The following is a 5361-nucleotide window of genomic DNA, read 5'->3' on the forward strand; positions in this document are numbered from 1 at the left end:
GCGGACCACGGCCTGGTCGCCCACACCGGCGGCGAAGCCGCCCGTGCCGAGCCCGTGGCGCTGGTCGCCGCAGCCCGGCGGCTCGGGCTGCGCGCCTACGCGGCCGCCCACAGCACGAACGGCCGTACGCGCCTCGCCCGGCTCCTTCCCGAGCACGGCACCGACCTCACCGACCTCACCGACGGCTCCGACGGTGAGGTCGGCACCGCGCCCTCCCCCGTCGTCACCGTCGCCGGCCTGCTCGCCGACCGCGAGGGGCCCGGCCGGGACGAGGACGGGACGTGGGCTCTCGACCTCCTGGTCGTCTGCGACGCTCCGCAGCTCGACGCCGAGACCGCGGCGGCCCTTGTCGAGTCACTGTCCGACGGAACGCGACTGGTACTCAGCGGCGATCCGCAGCTGCTCGGATCGGCCGGCCCCGGGCAGGTGTTCGCGGATGTGGTCTCGGCCCGCGCCTGCCCGCGGATCGCCTCGCGCACGCCGGACCCCGGGCCGATCGGCGAACTCGTCTCCGGCATCGGCATCGGCGAGCTGAGTCAGGTCGACGCCCCCGGCAAGGAGGTCGTCATCGTGCCGGTACGGGATGCCGGGGAGGCCGTGCACCGTACGGAGCAGCTTGTCGGCGACTCGGTGCCGCGCGCGCTGGGAGTGCCCGTCGGGGACACCCAAGTGATCACCCCCGGGCACGGCGGGGCAGCGGGCACACGGGCTCTGAACGCCGCGCTCAAGGACCGGCTCAATCCGGGCCCCGGCCGTTTCGGGGGCTTCGACCCCGGAGACCGGGTGGCCCACTCCCCCGTGCCGGGGCGTACGGCGCTGGGCACCGTCGTCTCGGCCGACGAGGAGGGGCTGCGGCTGGAGTACGCCGACACCGGCGAGTCGGTCGTGGTGGCTCGCGAGCGGGTCGCCGAGGCGGTACGGCACGGCTGGGCGGTGACGGCCCACCAGTCGGTCGGCACGCGCTGGCCCGCCGCCGTGGTCGTGCTGCCGGGCGACGCGGCGGGGGCGCTGACGCGCGAGTGGGTGTATACGGCCTTCGGCCGCGGCGAACGGCACCTCTCGGTCGTCCACGGTGTACAGGACGCACTCCCCCGTGCCGTCACCTCGGTGACGGTTCCGGAGCGCACCACGCGGCTCCGCACGCTGCTGACGCGGTCCGCCCGCGCGGCCGAGGCCACCCCGGAGCCGGGCTCGGACGGGTGACGCGCCCTACCGCCGTGCCCGGCCGCCGGGTCCGTCCTCGTCGTCCAGGCCGAGTTCGAACTCGGCGTCATCGAAGACGGCGCTGACGTCGAACCGGCAGATCACCCGTTCGGGGTCGGCCTGATCGAAGGGCGCGGTCAGCCACTCCCCCGGTTCACTCGGCTCGTCGCCCGCCGTCACCCACAGCGTCGAATCCCCCTCGTCCAGGCCGAACTCCTTGTGCCGGGTAGCGATCTCGTCCGCTTCGAATTCGCCGAAGAGCACGCCCAGCGCCGCGTGCACACTGCTGCCCGCCGACCCCCCGGCCTGGCTGTCGTCGTCCGCGGAGTCGGGATCGAGGTCGGTGACGCGCTGCGCCTGCGCGAGCAGCCGCTGAGGCTCCACCACGGTGTAGTCCCGCCGGATCAGGACGGTGAGCGCGCTGGGCACATCAGGGCCGGTGTAGGCGGGCATCGAGTCACCCCCGGGGATCTCGAAGGGGGTGACCTCGTCGTACCGCTCGTAGAGCAGCTCGTCGTACGCCTCACCCGCCGCCGCCAGCTCATCGAACGCGGCGTAGACGGCGGTGCCGGAGGGGCCGGTCTCATCGCCTTCCACGGCACCCTCCGCCCGGCGCTCGACCGCCTCGAGGTGCAGGTCCAGCGCGGCTTTCACCGCTTCGGCGGCGGCGCGTACGTCGGCAGCGGTGGGCTGCGCAGCATCAGACATAGTGCAGACGCTATCCGCATCCGTCCGCTGCCCGCACAATAGATGAGATGCCGGAATACGAATTTCGCGATGTGTACGTCCCTCGCGGGGTGTCCCGCAAGGCAACGACCCGACTGTTGACCGAGCATGCCGAGTACGGACACTGGGAGTTGGCCCGAACCCGGCTCTATCCCGACGGCAGCCGCAGAGTGCGGCTGCGCCGCCGGATCATCCGCCAGCTGCACGCCACGTGGTGAGCGCCCGGGCGGGCGACGGACACGGCGGCGGAGCGGACCCCACCCGTGTGGAGTCCGCTCCGCCGTCTGCGTCCGCGTCGACGCCGGCACCGGCGCCGAGCCGCGGCCTGAGTCAGCGCCGCATCGCCCGGGCGCGCCGATAGAGGACGAAGCCGCCGATCAGCAGGCCGGCGCTCAGCGGCGCGGTGATGCCGATGCCTTCCCCGCTGCCGGTCTGCGCCAGCTCGCCGTTCACCTCCGGCCGGGACGGTGCCCGTACGTCGGCGGCGGGCTTCAGGTCCACCGGCTTGTTCGTGGTGGGCACCTCGGGGTTACCGGGGTTGCCCGGGTTCTCGGGGTTGCCCGGGTTCTCGGGGTTCACAGGATTGCCCGGCGAGCCGTTGCCGCACCCGTTGCCCACGGCCGGGTTGAGTCCGCCGATAGCGGTGATGGTGTTCCCGCAGAGGTTCACCGGCACGTGGACCGGCGCCTGGATGACGTTGCCGGAACCGACGCCCGGCGAGCCCTGTGACGTGCCGCTGGCCTGCGAACCGGATCCGTTGGAGCCGTTGCCGTTCGAGCCGTTGCCGTTGGAGCCGTTGCCGTTCGAGCTCGAGCCCGAGCCACCGTTGCCACCGTTGCTGCAGCGGTTTCCCACCGCCGGGTTCAGAAACCCGACGACGTTCACCGTATTGCCGCACACGTTCACCGGGACGTGCACCGGAACCTGGATGGTGTTGCCGGACAGTACTCCGGGCGATCCCACGGAGGCGCCTTGTGCCCCCGCGTCCGCAAACGCCGTACCTCCCGAGAACGTGGCGAGCATACCGCCCGCCGCGGCCGCGGTGATCAGGCCTTTTCTTGTGACCTGTCGCATGGTTCGATCCCTGCCTTGCCTTCTGCCTGTGGATACTTCGAGGGCACAAAGGGGGCGTGGGGTCAATCCCGCGCGTCCGCCCCCGGAAAGGCCCCGGCGGCCCCCGGAGTGCGTGGCGCGCACTCCGCGGCCGCCCGGGCTTCACATCCTCACGTGGTGAGGCTCAACGTCAGTCGTTGACGCACACGTTGCCGAAGGCGGGGTTCAGGAACCCGACCACGGAGATCGTGTTGCCACACGCGTTCACCGGCACGTGCACGGGAACCTGAATGGTGTTGCCCGATCCCACCCCGGGCGAGCCCGCGGCGAAGCCCTGGGCACCGGAGTCGGCAACGGCCATGCCCGCGCCCGCGAGCACGAGACCACCCGTGGCAACCGCGATTGCGGCGACCTTCTTGATCATCATTCCTCCTTGTTGGCATGCGGTCCCAACTGCGAACCGCACCCCTGTAACGAGAACGGAGGAACGGGGGTACGAGCCGGTGTACGCATTCACTCTTTCCGGGGGAACATGTACAGTTGGCCGATTATTTGGCGACCATATGAGGGATCAACGCCAGTCGGTTCAGCACTGGTCGAGGAAACGGTCCAGGACTCGCACGCCGAACTTCAGTCCGTCCACGGGCACTCGCTCGTCCACTCCGTGGAACATCCCGGCGAAATCGAGCTCCGGCGGCAGCTTCAGCGGTGCGAAACCGAAGCAGCGGATCCCCAGATCGTCGAAGGACTTGGCGTCCGTGCCCCCGGAGAGCATGTACGGGACCGCCCGCGCGGCCGGGTCCTCGGCCTTCAGCGAGGCCTGCATGGCGTCCACCAGCGTGCCGTCGAAGCTGGTCTCCAGCGCCTTGTCGGTGTGCACGTCCTCACGGAGCACGCGCGGCCCCAGCACCCGGTCCAGGTCCGCCAGGAACTCCTCTTCGTGCCCGGGCAGGAACCGTCCGTCGATGTGGGCGGTGGCCTGCCCCGGAATGACGTTGACCTTGTAACCGGCGCCGAGTTGGGTCGGCGCGGCCGTGTTCTGCAGGGTCGCGCCGATGATCTTCGCGATGCCGCCGAGCTTGGCGAGGGTCTCGGACATGTCCTCCGGGTCGAGTTCGGTGCCCAGCGCGTCGGACAGCTCGTCCAGGAAGGAACGCACGGTCTTGGTCACCCGCACCGGGAACTTGTGCCGCCCCAACCGCCCCACCGCCTCGCACAGTTCGGTGATGGCGTTGTCGGTGTTGGTCATCGACCCGTGTCCCGCGGTGCCGTCCACCGTGAGCCGCATCCAGTGCATGCCCTTCTGGGCGGTCTCGATCAGATACAGCCGCAGGTCCTCGTTGACCGTGAAGGAGAAGCCCCCGACCTCCCCGATGCCCTCGGTCACCCCCTCGAAGAGATCCCGGTGGTTGTCGACCAGGTGCCGCGCGCCGTAGACGCCCCCGGCCTCCTCGTCGGCGAGGAAGGCCAGCACCACGTCCCGCGGCGGCCGCCGGCCACTGCGCAGCCGGTCCCGTACGACGGCGAGGGTCATCGCGTCCATGTCCTTCATGTCGACGGCGCCACGCCCCCACACGCAGCCGTCGGCGATCTCTCCGGAGAACGGGTCGTGTGTCCAGTCCGCAGCGTTGGCCGGCACCACATCCGTGTGCCCGTGGATCAGCAGCGCGGGACGGGACGGGTCCTCCCCGGCGATACGGGCGACCGTCGAGGCCCGCCCGGGCCGGGACTCGAAGATCTCCGGCTCCAGCCCCACCTCGGCGAGCTTCTCCGCGACGTACTCCGCCGCCACGCGCTCACCGGGGCCCTCGTTGCCGCCGTAGTTGCTGGTATCGATCCGGATGAGATCACGGCAGAGGTCCACGACCTCACTCTCGGCACTCACGCCGCTACCGGTCGGTGTCGGGCTCGACTGGTTCACACTGCCTCCTCGTGTCACGGGTCCGCCACCATCCTCCCGCTTCCGCGGCGGACCCCCAAGGGCACGGGGACGGGTGATCGGCGGTGTCGTCTCCGGTGTTAAAGTTGGCCCTGCCGCGGTGCCCACGGCACGCGTAGAGCCCTGTCGGGGTGGCGGAATGGCAGACGCGCTAGCTTGAGGTGCTAGTGCCCTTTACAGGGCGTGGGGGTTCAAGTCCCCCTCCCGACACGGACCATTTCCCCACGGTCTTTCACCAACCGTGGGGTTTTGTCGTTTGTAGGGCAGGGCGCGATCTCGGCCAGTACGGTCCCCTTGTTCGGGGCGTAGGTGAGCATGTCTCGCGTCAAGTAGTTGGCAGGTTTTGGGGCTCGGGAAAGTTGGGGATGACGGGGTCGGCGACGCCGATGTGGACGTCGTAGGGGCGGTTCCAGGCGAGTGCCTCGTGGGGGCGGACGGTG

5 protein-coding genes, 1 tRNA gene and 1 pseudogene are annotated in these 5361 nt (G+C 70.5%); 3 read left to right on the forward strand and 4 right to left on the reverse strand.

Features of this window, described 5'->3' with window-relative positions; translation table 11 throughout:
• Window positions 1-1203 (forward strand): annotated as a pseudogene (locus ACRDP3_RS27600) (hypothetical protein); the annotation flags it as partial.
• A gap of 6 nt (window positions 1204-1209) precedes the next feature.
• Here the strand turns inward: ACRDP3_RS27600 and ACRDP3_RS27605 are convergent.
• Complete coding sequence (locus ACRDP3_RS27605; RefSeq protein WP_431519746.1) at window positions 1210-1911, reverse strand: hypothetical protein; 702 nt, start codon at window positions 1909-1911, stop codon at window positions 1210-1212.
• A gap of 47 nt (window positions 1912-1958) precedes the next feature.
• On the opposite strand from ACRDP3_RS27605, the gene ACRDP3_RS27610 reads away from it, so the two are divergent.
• A complete protein-coding gene (locus tag ACRDP3_RS27610) occupies window positions 1959-2147 on the forward strand; it encodes a DUF5703 family protein (protein WP_431519747.1) in 189 nt (62 codons plus the stop codon).
• A gap of 112 nt (window positions 2148-2259) precedes the next feature.
• On the opposite strand, the gene ACRDP3_RS27615 is transcribed toward ACRDP3_RS27610, so the two are convergent.
• From ACRDP3_RS27615 to ACRDP3_RS27625, 3 genes are all read right to left on the reverse strand, one after another.
• The gene (locus ACRDP3_RS27615) at window positions 2260-3003 is read right to left on the reverse strand and encodes a chaplin family protein (RefSeq protein ID WP_431519748.1); all 744 of its coding nucleotides are present in this window, start codon (window positions 3001-3003) and stop codon (window positions 2260-2262) included.
• A 169-nt stretch (window positions 3004-3172) separates the two neighbouring features.
• A complete protein-coding gene (locus tag ACRDP3_RS27620) occupies window positions 3173-3406 on the reverse strand; it encodes a chaplin (protein ID WP_431519750.1) in 234 nt (77 codons plus the stop codon).
• Between the two features lie 162 nt (window positions 3407-3568).
• Window positions 3569-4903, reverse strand: coding sequence for a M20/M25/M40 family metallo-hydrolase (locus ACRDP3_RS27625; RefSeq protein WP_431519749.1), 1335 nt, complete (start codon window positions 4901-4903; stop codon window positions 3569-3571).
• Window positions 4904-5046: 143 nt separating this feature from the next.
• On the opposite strand from ACRDP3_RS27625, the gene ACRDP3_RS27630 reads away from it, so the two are divergent.
• Window positions 5047-5131 (forward strand) — tRNA-Leu (locus tag ACRDP3_RS27630).
• The last annotated feature ends 230 nt before the right edge of the window (window positions 5132-5361 follow it).

Origin of the sequence: Streptomyces sp., from assembly GCF_050698815.1 — a bacterium.
In the GTDB taxonomy this organism is placed as follows: Bacteria; Actinomycetota; Actinomycetes; order Streptomycetales; family Streptomycetaceae; genus Streptomyces.

Coding starts and splice junctions, on each gene's coding strand:
- ACRDP3_RS27620 (WP_431519750.1), bottom strand. CDS start 3,406: ATGATCAAGAAGGTCGCCGCAATCGCGGTTGCCACGGGTGGTCTCGTG.
- ACRDP3_RS27605 (WP_431519746.1), bottom strand. CDS start 1,911: ATGTCTGATGCTGCGCAGCCCACCGCTGCCGACGTACGCGCCGCCGCC.
- ACRDP3_RS27615 (WP_431519748.1), bottom strand. CDS start 3,003: ATGCGACAGGTCACAAGAAAAGGCCTGATCACCGCGGCCGCGGCGGGC.
- ACRDP3_RS27610 (WP_431519747.1), top strand. CDS start 1,959: ATGCCGGAATACGAATTTCGCGATGTGTACGTCCCTCGCGGGGTGTCC.